The organism is Sporosarcina obsidiansis (assembly GCF_009651005.1).
Lineage (GTDB): Bacteria > Bacillota > Bacilli > Bacillales_A > Planococcaceae > Sporosarcina > Sporosarcina obsidiansis.
On record NZ_WHVW01000026.1, the window covers coordinates 14,518 to 37,834 of the forward strand.

Sequence of the window (23,317 nt, forward strand, 5' to 3'; positions counted from 1 at the left end):
TATAATAATAAAAATCATTGGATTTTCTTTATTACACGTTCCAAAACAGAAGTAAAGATTTCTACCTCATGCTCAGGAATGTCGTCCACTAAACTATCAAAAAACGTTTGTACCTGCTCAGTAGCAAGTTTTTCAAGAATTTCTCTGCCTTCTTTAGTAAGGAAAACATTGTTGGTTCTCTTGTCGTTCACGTCAGTTGTTCGTCGAAGCATATTTTTCTTTATTAAATTGTTAACTATTTTGGAGACTGTTGTGTGTTCTTTTTCTACAATTTCAGCTAATTGATTTTGCGAAATTCCCTCTTGATAATTCAGTGCAGTCATAATCTTCCATTGTTGGAATGTAAGTGGACAATTGAGTTCTTTAAATCTTTTATTCAAACCGATTCCAATCAATCGAGAAAGTGTTACTACTTTACGCCCTATTGATTTATTGTAATCATATATCATCATAATCTACCTTCCCTTTCTACATATAAAATATGTGCATATGCATGTATTTAAAATACCATAAAACATGTGCATATGCAACTATATCGAAAATGGGATAAGTACAGATGGGGACTTATTGAATTAACTGGTGCGTTAGCGACACAAGCTAAATAAAAACATCGGTTCCTATAAACAAAAGGAATCGATGTTTTTGCTGCAATTTTCTTAACGTTGTAAATCCGCATTTTCCTGACGATGCCCCTAACTGAGATAATATTTTGATTACTTTTTTGTATTTATATAATTTACCTTATGTAATTTTATATTTAAGGTTTTTAATAAAAAATAAAAAGAAACTGCTAACGATTTCAGATTTTCAAAAAAGTATACTTTTTCATACAAAAAAGCGAGAAGAGGTACTTTGATTAGCTTCTCCTCGCTCGTTCTATTGGTGCAACTACCGATAATCGGTCATGTGTAAACTCATAGGAGTAGGAATTACTAGCAAGCGTCACTTCATTTTTAAACCTGATTGTAAAACTGATACTGATTTCGCTGGGCTTTTGCTTCGTACAAGGCTTCATCTGCCCGTAATATCAGCGTCGTTGAATTTTCGCCGTCTTTTGGAAAGAGTGAAATTCCTATGCTGGAAGTCGCTGCTATTTCCCGGCCTTCCATAAAGTATGGCTTCTGAAATTCTTGATGCAGGCACTTGGCAATTTCTGTGACCATTTCCATGTCTTTCACTTTATCAATCAAGACGAGAAACTCATCCCCGCCAACGCGGCAAAGGACATTTTCACCTCTTATATTCGCGCGCAGTCTTGCTGCGAATTGTTTCAATAGCTCATCTCCAATTTGATGGCCTTCTGTGTCATTTATTCCTTTAAACTTATCGATATCAATATACATGAAAGCAAGCATTTCATCGTGAGCTGTGGCCCGATCAATTGCCTGATTGATTTGTTCGGTGAAGTAGCGCCGGTTCGCCAATCCAGTCAAGGGATCATGAAAAGCTAAATATTCAAGCTGTGCCTCATAATTCTTCTTGAAGGTCACATCACGTAACAGCAATTGGATAACCGCTTCCCCTTCAAACGTGGAAGCTATCCCCGTGATTTCCACCCAGATTGCTTCTCCTTCGACCTGGCGAAACTGTTCGATGATCGGCTCATTTTCAGACAAAGAGCATTTTATTCGTTCTGTAAATGCCGCATGGACCACCGGCTTCAGAAATTCCCAAACCGAATGGCCCAGCATCTCCTGTATCCGTTTAGCCCCAGCCAATTGTAAGGCGGAAGAATTGGCAAAGACGATTTTGCCATTATTCTCGACAAAGACCGCGTCTGGAATAAATTCGATTAAATTGCGGTAGCAAACTTCACTGGCCTCAAGCCGCCGCTGAATACTCCTTTGTTCAGTAAAATCCTTGTACATGCCAACCGCCAGCACTTCCTCCTCATTAACCGCACGGTAGGAAGCCAGAATATCCAGAACCTGCCCATCTTTGCTTTTTCTTTTTGTCAAATGGTAAGAAATATCCTGCCCTTGCCGGAATAGGTTTAATTGTTCTTCGTGTTCTGCCGGGGAAATATTCACGAAGAATGGAAAACAATTGTCATCGTTCAAGTCTTCTTGCTTCCATCCCAAAATGGTCTCAAATGACGGATTAGCTGAGAGGATGCAGCCATCGTAACCGATAGTGAAGATGGCATCGTTCGTATTATTCCAGACAAGTTCAAAGATGTTTTTCTCTACGTGCCATTGGTTGTTTGTCACCATTTTTCCACTCTCCTGAAAGCAAATTAAAAGGCTGACCGGATTGGTTACCGATCAGCCTCCAGTGAATAGCATAAAGTATTTCATTTAGGAATACCCACCCGCCTTAATCGAGCGGACGGACTTCAATAGGAATTAATGATTCCGTTAGTTGCTCCCGGTGTGATTCGTACTGCTCCGGCAACATCAAGTTTTGACTCATTGTTTCCGGTGTTTCATCGTGCGCAAAACCTGGTGGATCCGTCGCAATCTCAAACAGGATTTCGCCATGTTCCTTGAAGTAAAGCGCGTTGAAATAATTGCGGTCTTTGACTTCCGTGACACCATATCCCTGGTTTCGGACATGTTCCTGCCAGTCCAGGTGGTCCTGGTCATCTTCTGCGCGCCAGGCAATATGATGCACTGTGCCAACGCCCATTTGTCCGCGTCCCAGAGGAGTCACTTTCACATCGATGACATTCCCAATGTCCCCGTACGAACGGAAGCGGATCAAGTCGCCTTCTTCTCCAACTTTCTCAAGTCCCATGACTTCTTCCAGTGTTTTTGCGGTTTGTTCCGGGCTGGTGGATAGAAGGGTTGCACCGCCAAAACCTGTAATGGCGACTGCAGGCGTAATGCCGCCGAATTCCCACGTATTCAATTCTCCGCCTTCTCTTTCCACGAGTTCCAATTGAAGCCCATGCGGATCTTCAAATAATACATAGCTTTCGCCGAAACGTTCTTCTTTTGTGAAATTGATATTGAATTTCACAAAACGTTCTTCCCAGAAGGACAAGGCGCCTGACGGTACGATATACGATGTCACGCCGACTTGCCCGGCGCCGATTTTCCCCTGATACGCATTAGCCCACGGGAAGAACGTAATGATCGTTCCGGGTTTTCCTCCGCCGTCACCGAAATACAAATGGTATGTTCCCGGATCGTCAAAGTTGATCGTTTTCTTGACCATGCGGAGGCCCAATACCCCTGCATAAAAGTCGACGTTCTCCTGTGGATGACCGACAATTGCCGTTATGTGGTGAATTCCAGCTGTTTTTTTATGTTATTTCCACCTTTAATCTGTCTTTAGTAGTTCAATAAACTTTTTAATTCAACCATGCGAAACGCTCTTTTCTTGATACCCTATCTTTCGAACAGTAAGCTAATATTTCACGCAAATAAAAGAGCGTCAAGGGCATACTGGCCAGCCCCAGTCAAGGCAAGACCAATCACTACTGCCAGGATCACCAAATTGTATTCGTAGCCGTTCGCTGTTGACCATAATCCGTTCGGCAAATGCACTTTGGCAATGGCCATAACCATGGTTCCTGCAATCAATAAGGCAGCCAGAGGTGTCAAGAAGCCGACCATCAGTAACAGACCGCCAATAAGTTCGGATAATCCCGCAACAAGCGCCATCGTCTTGCCCGGTTTCAAGCCAAGTGACTCCATCCAGCCACCGGTCCCTGCTAATCCGTATCCACCAAACCAGCCGAACAGCTTCTGTGCTCCATGTGCTGCAAACAATAACCCAATTACCACTCTGATTATCAATAAACCTAAATCCATCAATTTATATTTCCTCCAATGTTTTATTTTATCTTTCACTCGGTTTCTTCATTCTTTTGCTATCTAGTAGTTAGTTTCTTCTATAAATTAGAATCTTCGTTGATACCATTGTCTCGCAGCTTCCACTTCGCTTCTGGTCAATTGGTGGCCATGATTTTCCCAATGGACATCAACGGATGCCTTTGTAGCTTCCAGCGCCGCTTTAAGCTCCTCTGCTTCCCGCTGTGGTGAGATGGGATCGTTGGTGCCGGCCGCGATGAACACTTCTTTTCCAGAAAGGTCCGGAAGTGCGATACCGCGCAGGGGCACCATCGGGTGGTGCAGGATAGCGCCAGTCAGCGCGTCGCTAAAGTGGTACAGCAGGCTAGCGGCGATATTCGCCCCATTCGAATAGCCGATGGCAACGATATTGTCGCGGTTGAATTCGTACTTAGTTGCTGCTTCATTTAAAAAGTTATTTAGCTCATTGGTCCGGAAAACCAAATCTTCTTCGTCAAATACGCCTTCGCTTAAGCGTCTAAAGAAACGGGGCATGCCATGTTCTGAAACATTGCCTCTAACGCTGAGTACCGAGGCTTCTGCGTCGATCATCGGTGCCAATGTCAATAACGACTGCTCGTTACCACCCGTTCCGTGCAACAACAGGAGAACCGGTTTTTCCGGGTTATGCCCTTTTTTGAAAATATGTTTCATCGTCATGATTTTTTCCCTCTTTCTTTTTTATTTTGGTCTCTCAATTGTAAAGATATCCCCGATGGCGGCGTAATTCGCGCCTGCCAACCGGCTGACTGCGCCTAATCCTCTCGGGTCGATGCGGCCGTTTTCGTAAATCGTTTCATCCACATGGAATCGGACCACTTCTCCGATGAACAAGTCGCTGCCTGGCCCGTCTCCGCCTAACGAAATCGCTTGGACCAACCGGCATTCCATGCGGACTTTCGATTCCCTTATCCCGGGAACCGAAATCGCTGTACTCGGAATCAAGGTAAGGTCTGCCGATTCCACTTCACTTTCAGATGGCGGCAAGGAAGCAGCGGTTTCGTTGATCTTTGCGACATTCTCGCCGTCCACAATATGCACCACAAATTCGCCGTTGCCATAAATATTCCGCGCTGTGTCTTTCAGTTCGCCCGTTGGCCGCTGAATCGCGAGCGACACCATCGGCGGGTTGGAGGAGACGATATTGAAATAACTGAACGGCGCCCCGTTAACAATTCCCGACTTCGATTGGGTGGTGACAAACGCAATGGGCCGCGGAATGATCGAGCCGATCAGCAATTTGTAATTGTCTCTCTCCGTGTTTTGTTTCGGATCAATTGAAATCATTTTTTTGAACTCCTTTATCTGCCATCTTGATGTGCTTTTTGTTCATTCACGAACAATTTTTTGTGCATTAATCAATCGGCTCTAAATTTGCCTCAATTTCCGTCCGTCTATCTTCTAAAAACGGCGGCAAGTCCAGTTCTTTCCCCAGCGATTCAATCGCCGAATCCACCGTAAATCCAGGGCCGTCCGTTGCCAGTTCAAACAAAATCCCGTTTCCTTCCCGGAAATACAAACTCTCAAAATAATAGCGGTCGGTTATTTTCATGACCTCGAAGCCGAAATCCTGAATCCGGCGGCTCCACTGTCTCAATTCCTCGCCGTCTTTCACGCGGATGGCAACATGATGGACACTGCCTCTTCCCGGTTTTTCCTTCGGCCCGTCTTGTTCGACAATGACAATTTCGCCAAACGCCTGTCCTTGGACCGATTGATAGACGGCGGTCTTTTCTTGTCGGGAAGCCAGTTCATAACCGAACAAGCCGGTTAAAGTCTTCGCTAAGCTGTCCCGCGACTGGACCGTCATTTCCACTGCACCCATTCCGAGAATACGGTGCTCGGGTGAAACGATTGAATCTTCCCAAGTCTGCCAATAATCCGGAACGTCATCTCCATTATTGTTCAGAAGGACAAGACGCAGCCCTTCGCCATCTTCAAAAGGAAGAGCTTCGCGTCCGGCATACTCGATCAGTTCCCCATGCTCTACACCCAGCAGTTCAAACCGTTTTTTCCAATACAGCAAGCTGTCATACGAAGGAACAAGCAGTCCGATGCGCGTGATGGCATCGGTGCCACGCTTTGTTCTTCCGGCCATCGGCATTTCGAAGAAAGATAATTCGGTTCCGGGGCTGCCTGCCAGATCTCCATAGAACAGATGGTACATGCTTGGATCATCTTGGTTGACCGTTTTCTTCACACGGCGCAGCCCCAATACTTTTTCATAGAATTGATTGGTTTGCTGCCCTTTTTTGGTGATCATTGAAATGTGGTGGTGTCCTGCTATTTTTCTCATGATGAACTCCCCGTTCCCTTCTAAAATCGAATAAAATGTTTTATTGTAAATTCTCAGCCCAATCTTCAACTCAATTGAAGGTTGGGCTCAGAATTTCTTCTATAATCATGTACATTTTCATATTTATATCAATACACAAAATGTGCATGCGCACATTTTGTGATTGAAATAAATATAGGGGCTATTAGCGGATGGTTTTAAGTGCTGTTGCCCAAGGGATGACCTGGTCGAGCATCTGGTTGACGGAATCCGCTTGTACTGGCGCTGCTTTCAATTCCGCACCGTTTTCAAAGTCAGTGAATAAAGAAAGCGCCGGGTGCACACGTACGTCCGCTACGGATAATTCACCTAGGATGCCGCGCAAATGTTCTGCTGCACGTGCTCCACCGACTGAACCGTAAGAAACGATTCCAGCAGCTTTGTTGTTCCACTCTGCGCGTAGGTAATCCAGTGCGTTCTTCAACGCTCCTGTGATGGAGTGGTTATATTCCTGTACGATGAACACAAATCCGTCTTGTTTCGCTACTGCTTCAGACCAAGCTGCTGCGCCTGTTGCATCTCCGCCATTTTCACCGAGCATTGGCAATTTATAATCTGCAATGTCGATAACGGTATAGTTCGCGTCGCCGCGTTTGTCTGCCAGTTCTTTTACCCAATTCCCCACTTGCGGACTCAAGCGCCCTTCGCGTGTTGATCCCAAGATAATGCCGATGTTTACTTTTGTCATTGTGGTTTCCTCCTCATGTTGTGTAGCTTGCTGTGTTCCGAATAAGTTATTAAAAAATCCCATCTTTATTTTCCACCTTCTTATAAAGATTCTTTATCGAATGTACGTGTGCTGCGGACCGTGTCAATCGGACGCACCATTTTTTCAATCTGGTCGCGTTTTGGTTCCAGGAACGGCGGCAACGATAGTTTTTCGCCTACCGTCTCATACGGCTCATCGCCCATGAAGCCAGGGCCGTCCGTTGCCCATTCAAAGAGAATACCTGGTGCCACACGGACATAGAGCGATTCGAAGAAGAAGCGGTCAACATAGCCCGATGTGCTGAACCCGGATTTCTGCATATGATCGATCCATTCATTCAATACGCTGGTATCGGCTACGCGGAAAGCTGCGTGATGGACGGTGCCGAAGCCTTGGCGGCCTTGCGGAAGCAATTTATTGTGTTCGACAATCACTTGGGCCCCGTTGCCGCCTTCTCCGACTTCGAACAAGTGGAAAGAACCTTCTTTTGCGATTTCCCGCATCAGCATCGATTTTTCCAGTACATTTTTGAAATAGTCAAATTCTGCAATGCGAATATGAACCGGACCTAAACCTGTAATGGCGAATTCCAAAGGCACCGGACCATTTTGCCAAGGGATACCGGATGCAACGCCTTCATTGTTTTCGTCCGATACGAGCATGTATTGCTGATCATCAAAATCGACGAATGAGATGGTTTTCTTACCGAACACGTCCTGGATGCCTTTGTGTTTCACTTCGTATTTATCAAATCGTTTGATCCAGTAGTTGAGAGCTTCGTCAGTCGGAACCCGGAAAGCCGTTTTGTAGATTTCATTGGTTCCGTGTGTTCCTTTCGGAATTCCCGGGAAATCAAAGAACGTCATGTCTGTTCCTGCTGAACCTTTGTCATCAGCAAAAAACAGATGGTATGTCTGGATATCGTCCTGGTTTACCGTCTTCTTGACGAGGCGCATGCCCAGAACATACGTAAAAAATTCATAGTTCTTTTCCGCACTGCTGGTAATGGCGGTCACGTGGTGAATGCCTTTTAATTCATTCATGGTTTGTCTCCCCCCAAAATAGTACTATTTTATCTCGAATTCGAGATATAGGATTAAAAAAATTTAAACTTCCTGTGCTTTATAGCCAATCTTCTTCAAGCTTTTAATCATAGCGTTCAATTCCGCTGCATCTAAGCCTTCGAAAACCTCATCAATCGTTTTCTCATGTTCCGGGAAGATGGTCTCCATTAAGCGGCGACCTTCGTCCGTGAGTTCTGTGAAAGTAACGCGTCGGTCTTCCGGACAAGCTTTCCGGACGACGTACTTCTTTGCTACGAGCTTATCAATGACATAGGTGATGCTGCTGCTAGCAATCAGCACTTTTTTCCCTATCAGTTGAATCGGCTGTTTTCCCCGGTGGTACAACAACTCCAACACGGAAAACTCGGTCGGATTCAAGCCGTATTGGGCTACGTCCTTTTTAATGACCTCGTGAAGTGAATCGGTGGCGCGCACCAGAACAGTCAAAGCTCTCAAGTTGAGATTCAGCAATTCCATTTCTATCACCTCTTATCTCGAATAAGTATATCTTTAATTCGAGATAATAATAACACGGATATTTTCGGTCGTCAACCATTTAAGATGAATTTATCTTTTATATTTCCTAATTCCAATTATCTTCTGATGATATTTTGCAAAGGAGCTCTTTGATTAGCACCGTTGTACCTAAAAAAAAGAGCAGTCCGGAAGTACAGACCACTCGTTAACCTTAGTTGCGGCCATTTATCTATTTCTTACTTATTTCGAAGCGGCTCAAAAGCATTGGTCCAGGCATTGACCTGATCCAATAGCGTCGTTACAGATCCTTCATGAAGGTTCGCCGGCTTGAATTCGCTCATATTGACGAAATCCGTAAACAGTGACATGGCCGGATGGGTTCTGACGGAAGCCACCTGCAACTCCGCTAGAATGATGCGCAAGGATTCAGCTGCCCGTACGCCGCCCGAAGAACCATAGCTGACGATGCCTGCCGCCTTATTGTTCCATTCGACGTATAAATAATCGATGGCATTCTTCAACGCCGACGTCACACCGTGATTGTATTCCGGACAAATAAAGACATAACCATCCAATTCTGCGATTTTTTGAGACCATGGGATTGCTTCAGGAGTTTGATAATCCTGGCTGTAGGCAGCCGAAATCGGCTCTGCATACATCGGCAAATTGAAATCCTTCAGATCCACAATTTCGTATTCTGCGTCTCCACGTTTGTCCGCGATGCCTTTGACCCATTCCGCAACCTGCAGGCTGTTGCGCCCCGGCCGTGTACTTCCTGTGATAATGCCAATTTTCGTCATGAATAACTTCCTCCTCAATTTGTGATGGTTTCTAACTCTATGAACTTTCACTCCTTGATGTTCTCTCATCATAATGGATATAATTTTCAGTTTCAAATGAAACACAGAACATTCTTTTATTTCTAGAAATTCTTTGCTGTCACCATACTCATCAGGCAATTACGTAATCAGTACGAAGAAGGTTTTCCTTCTTGATTCACTTGGCTAAGATATCTGCGTATTCCGGATGAACCTCAAAATGGTACTTTTTAAACGGACAAAGCGGCACAATCAGTAGCTTTCTTCCCTAACGAACTCGATGACTTGCGTTACCAATCTTTCCCCTACTCCCTGCCCTCGAATTTTATCACTGACATGCGTATGATCTACAATGATTTGTAAGGCGCCAACGGGTACATAATGGAGTCGTCATCGGGATTTACTACATCCCCCCCGATAGAGAACTTATTCTCTCCCCGGTTGATGTCTATCAGTTTCCTGCCTCCTGACAGATTGAGCTTTTATCAAAAAAAGGTACATTAGTTGATTTTTCACATCCGCATAGGATGGCGCGATAGGTTTTCAATTCATTTTCTTCATGACGGATGCGAAGGTCGCCCGGCATCACGAGTTGCTGAGAAAGGGTGGAGGTGATGGTTGTCGGCAAATCCGGTTGTTCTTTACGCCAATATTGAAGGGCTCCGCTTGGGCATCGTTCAATCACTTGTACAATGGAATCTGCATCCCCTTCATCCGGTGTTTTCCTTCTTAAATACGATTAACTCAATGAACTAGGGTATTCCCTCATTTACTTAATGGGCAATTTTAACAATCGGTTTAATGGTAAATCCAACTTTTGAATCTTCAAATGCCTGGTTGATGTCTTCGAAGTCATAAAACTTCACCAATTTATCAAATGGGAATTTTCCTTCTTTATAGTATTGCACTAATCGAGGAATGTGAGTTTGCGGCACTGAATCGCCTTGTACCGTACCGACCACACTTTTCCCCTCCATTAAGATATCATTGGTGAAGTTGATCATTACATCTCCACCCAAGCCGACAATTGACACTGTGCCAGAAACCCGCAACGCATGAATAGATTGTTTAATGACTGGAGCCGCACCGGTTGTCTCGATTGCATAGTGGACGCCGCCATCTGTAATTTCTTTAATCTCTTTTAATACATCTACTTCTTTTCCGTTCTGGGTATGTGTAGCACCTAATTCTCTGGCCAATTCTAACCGGTTTTCATGGAGATCCACGACGATAATATGTTTCAATCCCATAATTTTAGCTGCCATGACCGCACTTAAGCCAACCGCACCGCCACCCTAAATGGCGATTGATGTACCCGGTTCCGGTCGCAGGCTGTTCATAACTGTTCCACTTCCGGTTTGAATGCCACAGCCTAATGGCCCCAATAAGGCTAAGTCGACATCTTTATCCACTTTAACCACGTTATTTTTATTTGCAATGGAGTATGTCGCGAAAGACGACTGACCAAAAAATGAAGAAACTGGTGATTGTGCTGATGAATCCGGTTGGATCCATCTTTCGATTTACCGCCAAAGTTAAGTTCCACTGTCCGTTCGCATAAATTCTGATGGCCGGTTAAACATTGGCTGCATTCGCCGCAATAAGGATTGGAAAGAACTACATGGTCACCGGGCTCAACATTTGTAACGGTCGCGCCCACTTTTACAACGATGCCTGCCCCTTCATGTCCGAGTACCGCAGGGAACGGAGCGCCTCTTCCGCTGATCTTTTGCTGCAATTTTCTTAACGTTGTAAATCTGCATTTTCCTGATGGTGTCTAAATACGCTTTACTTCCCTAGATAGCTTCGAATCTTCCTACTTTTATTTCGAATCCGCGACTGATCATCTAGGACAGGTGGAAAGTTCGTGACGAGCTCGAACAATTCTTCTGTCTGCGAATACTCGTTAAAATCGACATGTCTCGTTCGAATCATATCGATTAGAATGTCCAAATAATTATCAATCGTATATGTGTCTTCAAAGGATCGTGCGTCTATAATTCGTTTAACTGAGCCTAGCATCTGCGTCAAAAACCAATGTAAGTCCTCATCGAGCAAACCGTAATAATGCAAACCTGCTGTCATATGGTATTTATGCTTTCCTTCTAAAAGCGCCTCTTCTATATCTTCTCTTGCAAACTCTTCATCGTCATCGCCCAGATGATATGTTTCATTGGGTTCTTCTACTACAGTCAGTCGACTGATGAAGTCTGCAAAATTCTCAGCAATTTGTATCTTTTCGTTCGTATCCAGATCTATGTGCACAATAGGTGGATTATCTCCTGTGTATCTGCGGTAGTCGAGCGCAATCCACTCGTGGCTATCTCCATGTAAGTAGACGAACCGGTTTGATAAACCCCATTCTCTTCGTGTATAGGAATCAACCACTATCCCTTCACCGCTTTTTTGACCGATACCATTTATATAATCGATTTCAAGATAGCCATCTTCTAATTCTTCATTCATTAATTTTTTCAGGTGAAGTTCTCCGCCATTTTGTATGTACATCAATTCGATATATGCTGCTGGCAACTTCACCTTCAAATTCTTTTCTGCAGCCTCGATTATCTCGCTTGAAACGTCCTCCAAATGATAGGGATCAAAATAATCATCTGTAAAAATATTCATTACGGCCTCCTGCACACACTCAGTAAATAGAATCATCTATTTCCCTCTGCATCTCTTCCCAACATACTTTATGTTTCACTTGTGGAATCCTGTAAAATTGTTCATAGCGACACATCTTGCAAGAACAATGAACTTTTCCTTTGCTTAGTGTTCCGCGAATCGGCATATGCTTTTCTTCGATGTGTAAAACGTTTTGTAAAATAGAAGATTTCTTTTGAATCACGCGCTCGCGTTGATGGCGCGTATAAGCTCTTGAACGGTTTTTCATGTAGAGTCAGCTCCCTTGATTAACCCTAGCTTGCAAAATGTCTCAAAGGATAGATAGGTACACCTTACAAGCTAGGTATGGAGCTGGATAACTTAAATATTTGGTTCATTTTCTACTTCCTTTCTGTTGATAAGTCGTTATAAAACACGCTCGTTCTCACCATCGATCAATTTAATATGAATATCCCGCGATGCTCCACCAGCCATGTGATTGGAGACGTTAGACACATCCAGCAACTCATTCAGAGAAATCGTTTCTTCCTGATTTGCTGCAATCGTTATCTTGTACGGACCAGCAATATTCATTAGCGACTCCATCCGAGTTTGATCCTTTTCGTAATAGCTATCCAAAAATTCCACTTCGAATAAAACGGCTTCATTGCTTCGATTTTGCAGCACAACTTGGCATTTTCCATCCACTATATTCTCGCTTTCGGACTCAAATTCACACTTACCATTACCGTCATACGAGATGACTGCAATGCCGCTTGCCAGTGTTTCTTGATAGACCGTGATGAGAATCCTAGGGAGAAATGCATAGAACAGAATAACGAATACAATTGATAGGATATAATATTTCTTTAAGCTATTTATAAGCAATGCAATTGCGATGATGAACAAAATCGACCCCAAAATCCCTAATAAATTTATTCCCTCTGAGTTTTGGAGTGGAAACGACATGAATACGTAACTGGCCCCAAACAATGGATTATTAGGAAATGGGAAAAACAAATACATACAGATGCACAAAATAACAACTGAACTGATGAATGCCATCTTATTTTTTATCAACTTTTCCCTTCTACGTACTCTACAGTAAAAACGTAAAACTTATAGCGACTTCACCTATTCGCCAGTTCCTCAATAATATTATCAAGAAACTTCATATCATGGGCATAAGAATTACATACCCAAACGCCTATTGAAATGAATAAAATCAAAGTACCGAAGAAAAGTATTTTGCTTTTTAATCTAAAAAAATTCAGTAATCCAATAAGCACAGTTCCGGTAAACAAAAGACTTACATACCATAATCGCTTCAAGTGATCTATGTCATTTTTTAATAATCCAATGCGGACCTCATTATTTTCCGTTTCTTTCACGATATACGTTTCCTTGCTAATGGCTCCTTGGTCTATATACACCTCATGATTGCTCGTTGTAATACCATAGCCTCCCGGGTAAAAGTTAAAAAGAGCCGCAAGAGCAATCAATAATGCAATTGGCAATAGGATTAATGTCAGATATAGATTTACTCTTTTAGTAGTAAATTTGTCTTTCTTCACATGATTCATCCACTCACTCCACTAAAGGTATTTTTCCATACAAGCAACTCTAATATCGATCCCGCTTGGCTTCTGCAAAACTTCCTCTTGATAGACATCGTAGCCAATCGATTGATAAAACGCTAGATTTTTAGGCAAAGACATTCGAACTTTGCATTGAATCGTAGAGAGTTTATTTTGTTTTGCGTACGTCTCTAAAAATCGCAACAGTTCCTTCGCAATCCCTTGCCCTTGTCTTTCTGGAATGACAGATAACCTAAAAAAATACAGACGATGATCTTCCAGTTGAAAACGAACCATTGCGACCGGCTCATCCTGCATATAACCAATTAACGCCTTCTCCCCTTTTTCTAGTGCCGCTGTTATCGTTGGCACCGTTTCCTCTAACGCACTAGAAGGAGGGATTTCATTCTTATACTCAAGAAACGCTTTGATCATGACGTCATGAATGATGGGTGCGTCATTTGCTGTGGCCAATTTAATTTTCATACCGAACCTCTCTTTATTTGGAAAAGTTATCTTGTTGGTTTTGCTACGATCTCTGAACATAGTTGGCAAGCGAAATAGGATCACAGTCCCTTATATACTTCTCTTCCGCAGGGAAATATCTGCGCTTGTACTTGTCAATAATTTTCTCTTTACTTCCAATATACATATCCCTCTTGATTACTCGATTACGTCTAGATGGTTAAAACTGTGATATCAACGCAAGAAAGCGATAAAGAGCACCGCAATCAGCATAAGTATAACGATAGCTTTGAAATTTTGACGTATACTGTTGGCCTTCCACTGTCGAATCAACTCAATAGAAAAACCGACAAGACATAATAAGATACCAATAGCTCCTAAAGTTACATTCCTAAAAATCACCCAACCCATTATAAAAGTGATCAGCCCCATTACTGGAAGTATTTCCAATATGAATAAGAGTGGTTGTTTTCGTTGTTTAGTTGTTAGTTCCCTTAGATCTTTTCGTAATGCATTCAGAAACATAACTATCACCAAACCTGCGACTGCGATTTTGATAGCCAATACCAACACTGGTCACTCCTTTTTTAAGTCCGTTGTAATAATGGCTAAGCACCAAAATTATCTTTTTCATTTATCATACCATATGACAACTATTTTCCATTAAGCAGAAAAAGCATTGCCCGTAAGCAATGCTCCCTCTTGCTACTTCCTACATCAGGATAACATTCGGGTGTTTATTTAAAAGGCCTATAATCCACCACCGAAGATAGCTTTATCAATGTGGACGGCTCCCCATACTCTAACGAAGAATCAATGAATTCCTCAAGACACTGAATAGATTCGGCTACGATCTTTACTACATAGCTAAACTGGCCTGCGATTCGATGACATTCCACTACGTTCGGATGACTTTTACAGAACTCCCTAAATAATTCCCCTTGTTTCGTATCGAATAAAATAAAGGCGGTTACACGTTTATTAAGTTTTTCAGGATCAATAATTGCTCGATACCCTGTGATGACCCCTCTATCTTCCAACTTTTTTACCCTTTCTGTTGCGGCGGGTGTTGAAAGTCTAACTTTCTTCCCTAATTCCGTCATAGACATACGTGCATTCTCTTGAAGTGCAATCAGAATGGATTGATCAATTTCATCCAAGTAGGATCTTCCTTTCACCATATAATTTAAAGTAAACTTCTAGAAAACAAATAAAAACTAAAGTATTTAACAAAACAAGCTTAATCTATCTATGTAAGCAACGCAATCTATCCTATAAAATTGTATGTAATAATCTAAATAATCTAGTAGGAGCGATTGACCAATGAATAATTTTTTTCAAAATGAAATCATCTTAGAGAATGCGAAAGTCGTACTTGTTCCCTTTACCTTAGAATATAAAGATTCTCTAAAAGAGATTGCTTTGGATGAGTCTTTGTGGACGTACATGGGATTATGTATTTGTACAGAAGAGGAGTTGGAAGCGTATATACATTCAACTATCAATGAAAAAACAGAGGAGAAGTCGTATCCATTTATTATTCTGGATCAAGAAACGAAAAACGTCATGGGGAGCACTCGATTTGGCAATATAAATTTTCATAATAAAAGACTAGAAATAGGTTGGACTTGGTTGGGGACAAAATTTCAAGGAACTGGTGTCAATAAGGCATGTAAATTTGAATTATTAAAGTACTCTTTTGAGAATATGAACTTTAACAGAGTCCAATTTAGTGCAGATATAGACAATATCCGTTCTCAGAAAGCTATTGTAAAACTAGGAGCTACGCAAGAAGGAATCTTTCGCAGTAACTACATAGATCAACACGGAAATACGAGAGACGATGTATATTTTAGTATGATCCAAGATGAATGGCAGGATGTGAAAAAGAAAAATTTCAGCGAGTTCGCATAATTTTATTATGTAAACAAGGCTGCCACTGAAAAGTTTCAGGACAGCCTTCATTTCGTCTTATTTCCCTCGCTTCGATAATCGACCTAGCACAAATGCACCTGCAGCCAAACCAATCATCGTATTCGTTTTCTTATTGAACATTTGCTTTATCATTAAATTCACATTTTGCGGACGTTCCGCCAATCTACGCATGAAGTACCCATACCAGTCCTTCCCAAAAGGTACGTATGTACAGAAACGATACCCTTCCCTAGCGAGTACTAGCTGCAAATCTTTGCGGAAACCGTACAGCATCTGAAACTCAAATTGATCGCGTGAAATGTCATGCTCTTCTACAAAACGTTTGACGTGATCAATGATTTTATCATCATGCGTGGCGATAGAAGTAAATGTTCCATGAAGTAAATGCCACTCAATGATTTGGATGAAATTCTCGTCGATCTCTTGCTTTTGCTGATAAGCGACCGCTGGAGATTCTTTATATGCACCTTTCACCAAACGCATTCGCATATCACGATGGGCACGTGTATCTTCTAGTGCACGATGAAAATAGGCTTGAATGACGGTTCCAATGTTCGTATAACCTGCTTTCACTAATTCATCCACTAGGCGGAATGTCGGTTCAAGCCGCGGATAGTTCTCCATATCTAAGTTCACAAAGATCTGATCGCGGCTTGCCTGCTCCACAATTTCTATTATTTGTTCTTTGCAAAATTCATAATCGATATCCAGTCCGAGCTGAGACGGTTTTATAGAGAGGTGTGCATCCACTTGTCGCTCGCGGATCGCATCTACTACTGCTAAGATCTGTTCTTTCGCCTGTATGGCCTCGTGTTTGTCATAAACAAATTCACCAAGATTGTCAATCGTACATGAAATGCCTGCTTGATTCAGTTCTTTGACGCTTTCCATCATTTCTGCGATATTGGTACCGGCAACTACTTGCTGGGCTCCAAGTCGTAAACCATAGTTCTGAGCGGCATGGTTCAATAATTGATTTTCTGATAAACCGATAAAGAAATCTCGTAGCATACATTCCACCTCATTTGTATAATCTATCTAATGGAATTATAGCACTACTTCCCCATCGTTTCCTATACATATTGTATCCTCACTTTGTCTTTACGTAAATGAGATCATCCGATCAGCCGGACTGCCAGGCTTAATGAGGTCTTGCAAATCTAGTAGCGGTATCGGGAAATATGGGAAACCGACATAGTGCGGTGATATCTCTACCTGTTGGAAATAGACGACGAGTGAGGTGTCTGCGATGTAGAAATCTTGATCTGGTCGAATTTGTTTGAACGGTTCTAGTACAGGAATGTCCCATAGTTGGATATGACGACGAACATATTCGGAAATTCGCTGAACGTACGGACTACCCGGCTTAAATAGATCCGGTAATGTATAACTTCTCCCTGTACGCGTATCAAATGTCAGGGATTTTGCGACGGTCATGCCATTTGCGCCGCCTGTGAAGGAATACACGGTCAGAATGATACTCAAAATCCCTCGTTGATTATTTTTAATTTCATACTCGGCAACTAGTTCTACAAGATTTGATTCGTAATAATGTTGTTCAACGAGTAATTTATTCATTTCATCAAATAGCACCTGATTGAGCTGTTGCTGGATTTTCGGATTCTCTAATTGTGTAATAATCGGATAATAAATATTCACTTTCGGTTTTGTATTCGACACATGATAGGTTTGAATAACGGCAGGCGATTTCATGGATTCATCCTCTCCAAGACATTTGTCTACTATATGCAAGTCGCCCACGGAAAGTTTCTCGCTTTTTCCCTCGCCATATGGTAGGATGGACACTCAATCATATGAGGATGTGAAGTAAAATTGATTACGATTCAACTACCAAAACCAGCTGTGACGATCGTTCGCAGAAAACAGGAATTGACACCGGATACAACACCAATCAAGCCTATTTTTGGCTTCATTGATTTCCACGAGATTCCACGTGATAAAGGCGGTCTCCTTTTGTTTTATAACCAAAGTGATGAACTGTTATTTGTCGGGAAAGCACGAAAATTGCGTCCACGTCTTAAAAAGCATTTTGAAGACCAAGTATCACCATTGCGCAACCACCGCGAAGAAGTAGCGAAAATAGCTGCTATCCTTGTGGAAGATCCTATGGAACGCGAGATTTACGAGACGTATGTAATTAATACGGAACGCGCGAAGTATAATACAGAAAAAGCGTTTTACAAAGACTGAAGCTGTCTGCACCTGCAGACGGCTTTTATTTTTGACTAGATCCCCTCTATGTCTTTCCCTAGCTGCACATCCACTATATCGACGACAAGAATTTTTTCCGTACCGAAGGGATCACTCAGTATGATGACAGAGGCTTGAGGATCTAGTGCTTCGATAACTCCTTGATGAAAGAGAAATTCTCCATCATGCCATGTTTTTAACAAGAGCTCACATTTTCTTCGCCATCCATGTTCCAGTGTTTGTTGCATCTCTTGTAATTCCCAATCTGTCAGTTCAGGTCGCTGTGTGTACTGATCTTCCCGCTGCCACTCGCGCAGTCTCTCCAAATGCTCTGGCAACATCAAAGAAGTCCATTTGATATTCCCACGATCCCGATTCTGTTCCATACTCATTCTCCTTTACATAACGTATGTATGTTCGCAATTATACAGAACATACATTCTGAAAACAATGTAAAGAAAAACCATCGTATGGAAACGATGGTTTTAGACTATAGACAAACGTTAGAAACTATAAAGTCTGGTCACATTTTTTGTTTATTATAATCATATGATACTTAAGTTGTTTAGGGAGAAGGTGTGTCTCTACGGGATAATATTCGCTAGTAAAAGTTAATCCTCATTGAATATCTTTTTTAGATGATCGAATTTTTCACAATAAACAATGAAATACACCAGTTGAACGTAGTGGAAGGCGGCGACTCCTGCGGGATTAGCTCGACAGGTGAGACCCCGCAGGAGCTAGCGACGAGGAGGCTCACCGCGAGCCCCGCAGAAAGCGTCCGCCTGTAACGTAGATCAACGGCATTCGACTCATTCTCCTTTTCTTTTCTCTGTTACGGCAAACGGAAAGATCCAACAAAATCTTCGAGTTTATGCGCCATTTGATTTGTCTGATTCGAACGATCTGCAATTTCCTCAATACTTGCGGTTGTTTGCTGTGCAGCGGCCGCAATATTATTCGTCATATCTTCAATATCTCGTACCGAGTGCGTCAAATTCTCAATTAATTTCACCACTTCTGTTGACTTGACTGATTCAGAAGTCATTTGTCTGGAGATGATTTCAATTTCTTTGACCGTTTCCGCAACTGCTGAAGAAATACTGCTCAATGATTGAGACGTAAGTCGAACCGTCTCTGTTCCTTTTGTAATATGCTTTGTATTTTCCGACGTGGAAGAAATTACTTGCTGAATTCGTTCGGAAATATCTTGAACTAATTTTTCTACTTCCAATACTTCTTGATTCGATTGCTCTGCCAACTTCCGTACTTCCTCGGCTACCACAGCAAACCCTTTGCCGTGTTCGCCAGCACGAGCGGCTTCAATTGATGCATTAAGGGCAAGCAAATTGGTTTGTGCCGCAATTCCTGCAATTGATCCGGTAATATTTTGAATCTTTGTTGTAGACTCGACTAAGTTTTCAATTGTATCTCCAACTTCTTGCGATCCATTTCGAATCAATTCCATATCTCTGCTAATTTCATTGGCGCGCTGAGCACCTTCCATAGCAATTTTCATCGTTTCATTGGAATTCTCCAGCATGGAATCTGCATCTACTTTCGTATTGCGTAAATCGCTAGCCAAACCTGACAAGATGCTCGTCGCATTTTCAGCGGTAGTCGTTCCATCTGTCACAGCAGTTGCCACTTCTTCAATACTATTCGCCACCATCGAAACCGCTTCTCGCATTTCGGACAATGAACCCGTTGTTTCTCCGGCATTTTCCGATAGTTGCTGAGACGTGGTGTTCATAGTGGAAATCATCTCTTGTAGATTTACCGTCATGCGGTTCAGCGTCCGTGCTAAGTCTCCTACTTCATCATTTGACTTGACCACAGTAGCATCCACTGCCAAATCTCCGTCTGCAATTTTCTTCGCTTGCTCGATCAAGCTAGAGATCGGCTTCGTTTTACGACGTATAAGGAATCCTGTGCCGACGGAAGCCAGCAACATAGGAATTATACTGATCAAAATCCCATCACGCACGACATCCCATGTACGTTCTTTTACAATATTGGCATCAAAATCAATGACACTGATCGCGACGATTTCCTTGCTCGTGTCATGATCTTTATGGATAGGTGCATAGCCGGACAGTCGTTTCATTCCTCCGAACTCATAGGGCTCTGAATAGGTAGGATGAGCGTGTGTCAGCAAATCGTCTATCGCTTTCTTGTCCATTTGGAAAGCATCCCCTGGTTCAAAACCTTTGCTTTTCAAATTTTCATCCATCGCGATTACATTTCCATCTAAATCTAAAATATATTGAGTTTCAAAAATATTCTTATGGTTCGTTGTCCAATTTAAACTATCACCGATCTCATTCCTCGTTTGAAGGTCACCAGCAAGTGCCTTTTCAATATCATCGGGTCGAATTAAACCGGTTGTGATATTGGCACAACCATACGCCTCAATTCCCGCAGCGTCATATAGTTTGTCATAAGCAGTTTTATATGTAGCAATGGATGTAATCGCTAGCATGACGACTAAGATTCCCGCAATAATAGTTCCTAATTGAAATGTCAATGAATCTTTCAATTTCATCAAACCTTTTACCTACCCTTCTATTTAAACCGTCTAGTTCATTTGTTGTCTTTATCATACGCTATCAGACTCTATTTAAAAAGTAGAATTTAAAAGAACTCATTAGTTTTTAAAAAGAAGAAGTAAAGTTATTTGAAATTCGTCATAGAAATGTTACATTTGTTAAAATTGTTGTATGATAAATAATATATAGAAATAAAGTTTTACAGGAAGAGAGGCAGGTGTTTGATAATGAAAGAACAAACTATCTTTAATTTACTCCATGTAATGGATCAAGTTACGAACAAAATGCTCATCCGCTTTCAGCAAGAATCCGAGCTGTCATTGGGCATTTCACATATTTTAGTATTGCTAGAACTGCATAACGAAGGAGAACAGCGTCCATCTGATTTGGCGGAAGCCCTAGGTTATACGCCTGCTTCCCTCACCCATCTATCTACAAAGCTGATTCAAAACGAATATATTACGTTGCGACATGATGAAGAAGATCGCCGGACGAAATATTGGCAGATCACCCCCCTTGGCCTAGAAGTCTTAAATGAAGCCAAAAAGTATGGTCAAAAAGTGCGCACCGAACTATTTAGCCATCTATCTGAAACTGAACAAATGAGCTTGTTGAAAATTTATACCAAATTAAATGATACATTCATCTAATATGAAAAAGGCGATTGCTGAAAGTTCTACCTTGCAGCAATCGCTTTTTTTGTAGTATGTGTTGTCACAATAAATCGTTTGTATCGTCTTATCGTAATGTAATTGAACCGCCATCTACCATCAGCGTCTGCCCTGTCATATAATTTGCATCATGGCTTGCTAGGATCACCGAGTCGTCCTAAAGGATTCTTGCTTATCATCGCTGCATATGAATGAGGTCTGCTTGGATAAAAATTGATTGCGGAGAGATCGTTTGTAATTCTTCCATTGTCGTTTCGCCTGCTTGTTGATTCAAATCGACAATGGCTATCGTCGCTCCTTCTTTAACGAATGCCTTGGCGATTCCTAAACCAATACCGCCAGCACCACCCGTAATGATCGCACTTTTGTTTTCTAACCTCATAAATGCCATCTCCTTCACAAAATAGTTTAATAGTAAACAAAATTCACTGTAAACTAATTGAACCGTATAAAAACTTTATTTAGATAGAAACTACAGTCTGTGGGATGGCAGCAGGTTTTCCAAATAAATATCCTTGAAACAATTGGTATCCTTTCTTTTTCAACCACTCAAAATCTGCTAGTTCTTCAATACCTTCTGCTAATGGAACCGAACCGATGGCTAGCGCTTTTTGTAAAAACTGCTCCGCCACCTTCTGTTTCTCTTTGTCTGACGCCACGCCTTGCACGTACTTTATATCGAGCTTCATGTAATGAGGATGTAAAAAAGAGAGAACTTCCACTGTGTTGTACCCTTCCCCTACATCGTCAAGAGCATATTGGAAGCCTTTTGAGTGATAATAACTTAAAATCTTTTTTAAATGATCCATATCCTCTACTTTTTCAGACTCCACAACTTCGAAGATCAGCCGGTACGGATCAATATGTAATTGGTTGGCCAATCGAATCGTTGACTGTAAACAAAATTCAGGCGAATAAATAGACGTAGGAACAAAGTTAATAAATGCTTTCTGAGTGATATGTTGAGCGTACCGAACAGCTGTCAAACGGCATACCCGATCTAGCGCATAGAGACGACCGCGGGCTCTCGCGGCGGAGAAGATTTCATTTGGATATATGACGCTTCCATCTTTATGGTAGAAGCGTGCTAATAATTCATAGGCATAAATCTCTTGGTCAGGCGTAATGATCGGCTGATAATGACAGGTTAGTTGTTCATCTCGAATAACCTGATCGATCCATTGCATTTCCACCACTTGCATGACTTCTGAAAAAGGTCTCCAATTGGTTTGATCTAATCGGAACTGAAGGGAATCCATTTCTGCTGCATGATCCAAGCAAAAATCATATAACTCCTTGATCCCTTGTTCTTTGACTTTCCATACGAAATCTATTTGGGTTACGAGCATATTTGATCTATTTAAATGCTCTGTGATTGCTTGAATCAGCGCAGGTTGTCTGCAATTTTTAAATGATATTTCATACTCCATGTCTTGAATAATACATCCCTTACAATGCATTCACTTCACCCCTTCTATTTATATTTATTTGATCATAGCATGTTTTCGATCGTAATTTCACAGAATAAACCGAATAAGAGGAATAGCTAATTAGCAAGCCAGTGTTTAGATTCCTTTGGTTTGTGGAATGACAAGGGTATAGAACGTCTACCCTGTAACTAGATGACGGGAAACGTTCTGTTAGAAAAAGTTGATGTGTTTATCATGTGGAGGTGACGAGATTGAAACTGCTCTTGTACATTAGTGCCATAGTCGCGGTGACGGCTTTAGTGGTCATTGCAATTGCTATTATTAAAACGGCCAAAACGGTCAAACAAGCGATGAAAGAAGTAACAGACACGATGAAACGTGTAGAAGTAAAAGTGGGCGGGATTACAGAGAAGACCGATCAGCTCATGAACCAGACGAATCAGATCGCAGAAGATGCCAATGCAAAATTACAATCCGTTGATGGATTAGCGGCATCAGCGAAAGAACTCAGTGAGTCTACTGCTTACGTACAGCAATCATTAACAAAAATGGCAGATCAGGTAGCGACTCCTCCTGGAAAGTATGCGAAATTGATGCAGCAAACAACGGTTTTATCTGAAGCTGCAGCACGCATGTATTATGGAGCGAAGCAACAGAAAGGAAAGAGGTGAA

General features: G+C 42.0%; 31 protein-coding genes and 1 pseudogene. 4 read left to right on the forward strand and 28 right to left on the reverse strand.

What is annotated here, in order from left to right; translation table 11 throughout:
* Positions 1-14: 14 nt before the first annotated feature.
* The 22 genes and pseudogenes from GD002_RS15810 to GD002_RS15910 form a co-directional block, all read right to left on the reverse strand.
* Positions 15-452: a MarR family winged helix-turn-helix transcriptional regulator gene (locus tag GD002_RS15810; RefSeq protein ID WP_153733333.1), complete on the reverse strand. Its 438-nt coding sequence runs from the start codon at positions 450-452 to the stop codon at positions 15-17.
* A 501-nt stretch (positions 453-953) separates the two neighbouring features.
* Positions 954-2,213, reverse strand: a complete 1,260-nt coding sequence (locus tag GD002_RS15815) for a sensor domain-containing diguanylate cyclase (RefSeq protein WP_153733334.1) — start codon at positions 2,211-2,213, stop codon at positions 954-956.
* Between the two features lie 103 nt (positions 2,214-2,316).
* Positions 2,317-3,234 (reverse strand): ring-cleaving dioxygenase, encoded by a 918-nt coding sequence (locus GD002_RS15820; RefSeq protein WP_153733335.1) that lies wholly within the window; start codon positions 3,232-3,234, stop codon positions 2,317-2,319.
* A gap of 125 nt (positions 3,235-3,359) precedes the next feature.
* Complete coding sequence (locus GD002_RS15825; protein ID WP_153733368.1) at positions 3,360-3,761, reverse strand: DoxX family protein; 402 nt, start codon at positions 3,759-3,761, stop codon at positions 3,360-3,362.
* Positions 3,762-3,845: 84 nt separating this feature from the next.
* Positions 3,846-4,451: an alpha/beta hydrolase gene (locus GD002_RS15830; RefSeq protein ID WP_153733369.1), complete on the reverse strand. Its 606-nt coding sequence runs from the start codon at positions 4,449-4,451 to the stop codon at positions 3,846-3,848.
* A 27-nt stretch (positions 4,452-4,478) separates the two neighbouring features.
* Positions 4,479-5,084 (reverse strand): flavin reductase family protein, encoded by a 606-nt coding sequence (locus tag GD002_RS15835; RefSeq protein WP_153733336.1) that lies wholly within the window; start codon positions 5,082-5,084, stop codon positions 4,479-4,481.
* Between the two features lie 67 nt (positions 5,085-5,151).
* Positions 5,152-6,093: a ring-cleaving dioxygenase gene (locus GD002_RS15840; RefSeq protein WP_153733337.1), complete on the reverse strand. Its 942-nt coding sequence runs from the start codon at positions 6,091-6,093 to the stop codon at positions 5,152-5,154.
* A 184-nt stretch (positions 6,094-6,277) separates the two neighbouring features.
* A complete protein-coding gene (locus GD002_RS15845) occupies positions 6,278-6,883 on the reverse strand; it encodes an NADPH-dependent FMN reductase (RefSeq protein WP_194841647.1) in 606 nt (201 codons plus the stop codon).
* A gap of 17 nt (positions 6,884-6,900) precedes the next feature.
* The gene (locus GD002_RS15850) at positions 6,901-7,884 is read right to left on the reverse strand and encodes a ring-cleaving dioxygenase (RefSeq protein WP_153733339.1); all 984 of its coding nucleotides are present in this window, start codon (positions 7,882-7,884) and stop codon (positions 6,901-6,903) included.
* Positions 7,885-7,947: 63 nt separating this feature from the next.
* Positions 7,948-8,382 carry a MarR family winged helix-turn-helix transcriptional regulator gene (locus GD002_RS15855; RefSeq protein ID WP_153733340.1) on the reverse strand — a complete coding sequence of 145 codons (435 nt, stop codon included), beginning with the start codon at positions 8,380-8,382 and terminating at the stop codon, positions 7,948-7,950.
* A gap of 236 nt (positions 8,383-8,618) precedes the next feature.
* A complete protein-coding gene (locus GD002_RS15860; protein WP_153733341.1) occupies positions 8,619-9,182 on the reverse strand; it encodes an NADPH-dependent FMN reductase in 564 nt (187 codons plus the stop codon).
* Between the two features lie 270 nt (positions 9,183-9,452).
* A complete protein-coding gene (locus GD002_RS18245) occupies positions 9,453-9,557 on the reverse strand; it encodes a GNAT family N-acetyltransferase (protein ID WP_153733370.1) in 105 nt (34 codons plus the stop codon).
* Between the two features lie 94 nt (positions 9,558-9,651).
* Positions 9,652-9,909, reverse strand: a pseudogene (locus GD002_RS18250) ((4Fe-4S)-binding protein); the annotation flags it as partial.
* 64 nt (positions 9,910-9,973) lie between these two features.
* Entirely contained in the window at positions 9,974-10,450 is a 477-nt protein-coding gene (locus GD002_RS17990) for a zinc-binding dehydrogenase (protein WP_255425168.1), read from the reverse strand.
* A 140-nt stretch (positions 10,451-10,590) separates the two neighbouring features.
* On the reverse strand, positions 10,591-10,938 hold the full coding sequence (locus tag GD002_RS17995) for an alcohol dehydrogenase catalytic domain-containing protein (RefSeq protein ID WP_228548404.1): 348 nt from the start codon (positions 10,936-10,938) through the stop codon (positions 10,591-10,593).
* Positions 10,939-10,988: 50 nt separating this feature from the next.
* Positions 10,989-11,828 carry an SMI1/KNR4 family protein gene (locus GD002_RS15880; RefSeq protein ID WP_194841648.1) on the reverse strand — a complete coding sequence of 280 codons (840 nt, stop codon included), beginning with the start codon at positions 11,826-11,828 and terminating at the stop codon, positions 10,989-10,991.
* Between the two features lie 19 nt (positions 11,829-11,847).
* Entirely contained in the window at positions 11,848-12,096 is a 249-nt protein-coding gene (locus GD002_RS15885; RefSeq protein ID WP_153733343.1) for a hypothetical protein, read from the reverse strand.
* Between the two features lie 137 nt (positions 12,097-12,233).
* Positions 12,234-12,887 carry a hypothetical protein gene (locus tag GD002_RS15890; RefSeq protein ID WP_153733344.1) on the reverse strand — a complete coding sequence of 218 codons (654 nt, stop codon included), beginning with the start codon at positions 12,885-12,887 and terminating at the stop codon, positions 12,234-12,236.
* A gap of 50 nt (positions 12,888-12,937) precedes the next feature.
* A complete protein-coding gene (locus tag GD002_RS15895) occupies positions 12,938-13,390 on the reverse strand; it encodes a hypothetical protein (protein ID WP_153733345.1) in 453 nt (150 codons plus the stop codon).
* A gap of 12 nt (positions 13,391-13,402) precedes the next feature.
* Complete coding sequence (locus GD002_RS15900; RefSeq protein ID WP_153733346.1) at positions 13,403-13,870, reverse strand: GNAT family N-acetyltransferase; 468 nt, start codon at positions 13,868-13,870, stop codon at positions 13,403-13,405.
* A 213-nt stretch (positions 13,871-14,083) separates the two neighbouring features.
* Positions 14,084-14,419, reverse strand: a complete 336-nt coding sequence (locus tag GD002_RS15905; RefSeq protein ID WP_153733347.1) for a hypothetical protein — start codon at positions 14,417-14,419, stop codon at positions 14,084-14,086.
* A 167-nt stretch (positions 14,420-14,586) separates the two neighbouring features.
* Positions 14,587-15,009: an Lrp/AsnC family transcriptional regulator gene (locus tag GD002_RS15910; RefSeq protein WP_153733348.1), complete on the reverse strand. Its 423-nt coding sequence runs from the start codon at positions 15,007-15,009 to the stop codon at positions 14,587-14,589.
* A gap of 163 nt (positions 15,010-15,172) precedes the next feature.
* On the opposite strand from GD002_RS15910, the gene GD002_RS15915 reads away from it, so the two are divergent.
* Positions 15,173-15,763, forward strand: coding sequence for a GNAT family N-acetyltransferase (locus tag GD002_RS15915; protein ID WP_153733349.1), 591 nt, complete (start codon positions 15,173-15,175; stop codon positions 15,761-15,763).
* Positions 15,764-15,820: 57 nt separating this feature from the next.
* Here the strand turns inward: GD002_RS15915 and GD002_RS15920 are convergent, their stop codons facing one another.
* Entirely contained in the window at positions 15,821-16,795 is a 975-nt protein-coding gene (locus GD002_RS15920) for a proline dehydrogenase family protein (RefSeq protein WP_153733350.1), read from the reverse strand.
* Between the two features lie 90 nt (positions 16,796-16,885).
* Positions 16,886-17,497: a DUF3298 and DUF4163 domain-containing protein gene (locus tag GD002_RS15925; RefSeq protein ID WP_153733351.1), complete on the reverse strand. Its 612-nt coding sequence runs from the start codon at positions 17,495-17,497 to the stop codon at positions 16,886-16,888.
* A 120-nt stretch (positions 17,498-17,617) separates the two neighbouring features.
* Between GD002_RS15925 and GD002_RS15930 the strand changes: the two genes are divergently transcribed.
* Positions 17,618-17,995, forward strand: a complete 378-nt coding sequence (locus GD002_RS15930) for a nucleotide excision repair endonuclease (RefSeq protein ID WP_153733352.1) — start codon at positions 17,618-17,620, stop codon at positions 17,993-17,995.
* A 35-nt stretch (positions 17,996-18,030) separates the two neighbouring features.
* On the opposite strand, the gene GD002_RS15935 is transcribed toward GD002_RS15930, so the two are convergent.
* Both GD002_RS15935 and GD002_RS15940 read right to left on the reverse strand, forming a co-directional pair.
* Positions 18,031-18,381: a YolD-like family protein gene (locus tag GD002_RS15935; RefSeq protein WP_194841649.1), complete on the reverse strand. Its 351-nt coding sequence runs from the start codon at positions 18,379-18,381 to the stop codon at positions 18,031-18,033.
* A gap of 449 nt (positions 18,382-18,830) precedes the next feature.
* Positions 18,831-20,540, reverse strand: coding sequence for a methyl-accepting chemotaxis protein (locus GD002_RS15940; protein ID WP_153733354.1), 1,710 nt, complete (start codon positions 20,538-20,540; stop codon positions 18,831-18,833).
* Between the two features lie 231 nt (positions 20,541-20,771).
* On the opposite strand from GD002_RS15940, the gene GD002_RS15945 reads away from it, so the two are divergent.
* Positions 20,772-21,194, forward strand: a complete 423-nt coding sequence (locus GD002_RS15945; protein WP_153733355.1) for a MarR family winged helix-turn-helix transcriptional regulator — start codon at positions 20,772-20,774, stop codon at positions 21,192-21,194.
* Positions 21,195-21,390: 196 nt separating this feature from the next.
* On the opposite strand, the gene GD002_RS15950 is transcribed toward GD002_RS15945, so the two are convergent.
* Both GD002_RS15950 and GD002_RS15955 read right to left on the reverse strand, forming a co-directional pair.
* Positions 21,391-21,597, reverse strand: a complete 207-nt coding sequence (locus GD002_RS15950; RefSeq protein WP_153733356.1) for an SDR family NAD(P)-dependent oxidoreductase — start codon at positions 21,595-21,597, stop codon at positions 21,391-21,393.
* A gap of 79 nt (positions 21,598-21,676) precedes the next feature.
* Complete coding sequence (locus tag GD002_RS15955; protein ID WP_153733357.1) at positions 21,677-22,675, reverse strand: EAL domain-containing protein; 999 nt, start codon at positions 22,673-22,675, stop codon at positions 21,677-21,679.
* 221 nt (positions 22,676-22,896) lie between these two features.
* Between GD002_RS15955 and GD002_RS15960 the strand changes: the two genes are divergently transcribed.
* Positions 22,897-23,316, forward strand: a complete 420-nt coding sequence (locus GD002_RS15960; RefSeq protein WP_194841650.1) for a DUF948 domain-containing protein — start codon at positions 22,897-22,899, stop codon at positions 23,314-23,316.
* Position 23,317: the final 1 nt, after the last annotated feature.